Annotated in this window: 3 protein-coding genes; 1 reads left to right on the top strand and 2 read right to left on the bottom strand. The window is 65.0% G+C overall.

The genetic code is table 11. From position 1 onward, the window contains the following. The coding region (locus tag BG57_RS30760; protein WP_035971047.1) for an MFS transporter at positions 1–210 on the bottom strand (210 nt) is incomplete at its 3' end. 83 nt (positions 211–293) lie between these two features. Further along, entirely contained in the window at positions 294–1,241 is a 948-nt protein-coding gene (locus BG57_RS30755; protein WP_035971045.1) for a quinone oxidoreductase family protein, read from the bottom strand. A gap of 120 nt (positions 1,242–1,361) precedes the next feature. On the opposite strand from BG57_RS30755, the gene BG57_RS30750 reads away from it, so the two are divergent. Beyond that, positions 1,362–2,068, top strand: a 707-nt coding sequence (locus tag BG57_RS30750; protein WP_035971043.1) for a LysR family transcriptional regulator, incomplete at its 3' end; no start/stop codon positions are given.

Genomic DNA, 2,068 nt, shown 5'->3' with positions numbered 1-2,068 from the left:
GGACGGCGCGCATGCCGCAAGCACGCCTCCGACCGTGAAGATCACGAGGCCCAGAAACAGGAGCGGTTTGCGTCCGTACGCATCGGACAAGGGTCCGTAGACGAGGGGACCGATTACGAAGCCGGCCATGAACAAACTTAGCGTGAAGCCGGCGGCGCTGCGAGTCGCGTGCAGCGTGTCGCCGATTTCGCCGAGCGCGGGAAGCGCCATGTCAATTGAAATCGGCGGCAGTGCGGCTAAGCCGCCCAGGAAGATAGCGAATAGGATCGACGCAGGCGCGAGGGTTCCGTCTCTCATGGCGTCAGTACAATACGGCCCGGCCTGCCCGCTTCGACAGCGCGATACGCGGCGATTGCCTCGGCGAGCGGAAAAGTCTGCGCGATGACGGGCGGCAAGTAGCTGCCATCTTCGAAACCGGGCCGAAGCGCTTCGAGTATTGATGCCGCCGCGGTCAGATCACGCTTAAGTGAATCGACGCCGAACAGGCGGCTCTCGTTGTGATAAAAGTCCGCGAGATCGAAACCGACCTGGCGGCGGTCGGTCGCCGATATCTCGACGAGACGCCCGCGCAGGGCAAGCATGCGGACGGCAGTCTCGAACATGGAGCCGCCGACGGTATCGAGCACCACCGACGCGCCGCCGCCTGTCAGCGCACGTAGCTTGTCGACGGCATCGCCGGTGCTGATGTCGATCAGCTCATCGACATGAGGATTCGGCCGCGTGCCGCGCGCCACGCCGATGATCCTGGCCCCGATGTGCCGCGCAATCTGCGCCGCCGCACCGCCCACGCCGCCAAGACCGATGATCGCGACGGTATCGCCCGACTGCACTTGTGCCGCTTCGACGATGGCGCTCCACGCTGTAATGAAGTTCACGCCGATGGCCGCTGCCTGCGCGTGCGTCAAAGTACGCGGCTTCTCGCGCAGACTCGCGACCGGCACCGCGATCTGCTCGGCGTGCGTGCCGTCGCACGTGAAGCCGGTGTCGCCGCCCGAGCCCCATACATCCTTCCCGAGCCATTGCTCTGGACCGTCGATGACGACGCCAGAATAATCGCGGCCCGGCGTGCGCGGCAGCGTCGTCTGACTCATCCGTCCGGCCACGTTCTTTACGTCACTCGGATTGATGGATGCCGCGCGCATCTCCACGATGGCGATCCCCGGCGTCGCACCGAGCGCCGGCCGATCCGCGACGAAGAGAACATCCGGCTTGCCATGGCGGTCGAATCTGAGCGCTTTCATGACGTTTATCGCTCCGTGACTGGTTAAGATGGAGCGATTATTCGCGAATGCAGCGATGCCAAGAAGAAGGCACGGCGGCATAGAATCTTTGCGTGAAGTGTAAAGATACGGCGGCAAACGATGACGGATGAGATCAACGACATGCGCGCTTTCGCGCAGATGATCGACGCGGGTAGCCTGTCGGCAGCGGCGCGCGCGACCGATTCCTCCCCTGCGGCAATGAGCCGGCGGCTCGCGGCCCTCGAGCGGCGGCTGGGCGTGCGCCTCGTCACGCGCACCTCGCGCCGCTTCGAGTTGACGGCGGAAGGCGCCCAGTTCCATGAGCGCGTGCGAGCCATTCTCCTGGCCGTGGAGGAAGCGCAGGCCGAGGCGAGCGCGCAGTCGCACATGCCGCGCGGACTGCTGCGCGTGGGCGCTCCGTCGGAGATCGGACGCAAGCAGATTGCGCCCATCATCACCGCGTTTTCCGAGCGGTATCCGGAAGTCGAAGTACGGCTCGTGTTGTCGGATGTAGGACTTGACGTGATCGACGACAATCTGGATGTCGCGCTGCGTATCGGCTTGCCGTCGGATACGGGCGTGGTCGCGAAGAAACTGTTGTCGAGCAGGCGCGTCGTCGTGGCGTCGCCGGACTATCTCGCGCGACACGGCACACCGCGCAGGCCCGCCGATCTTGCTGCGCACGAATGCATCCGGCTCGTGCGCGGACAGCGTGTGTTCGACCGCTGGCGTCTGCTCGAAGATGGAGAACCACGCGATGTGCTCGTGAGCGGAAGACTCTCGACCGCGAGCGGCGAAGTGCTGCACGACTGGGCGCGCGACGGGCG

It is taken from the genome of Caballeronia grimmiae, assembly GCF_000698555.1.
GTDB lineage: Bacteria > Pseudomonadota > Gammaproteobacteria > Burkholderiales > Burkholderiaceae > Caballeronia > Caballeronia grimmiae.
The sequence above is the reverse complement of the archived record's forward strand: the minus strand, read 5'-3'. Positions and strand labels throughout refer to the sequence as shown.

What these genes read in the sequence shown, in the direction of transcription:
- BG57_RS30755 (WP_035971045.1), bottom strand. Translation starts at nt 1,241, where the DNA reads ATGAAAGCGCTCAGATTCGACCGCCATGGCAAGCCGGATGTTCTCTTC.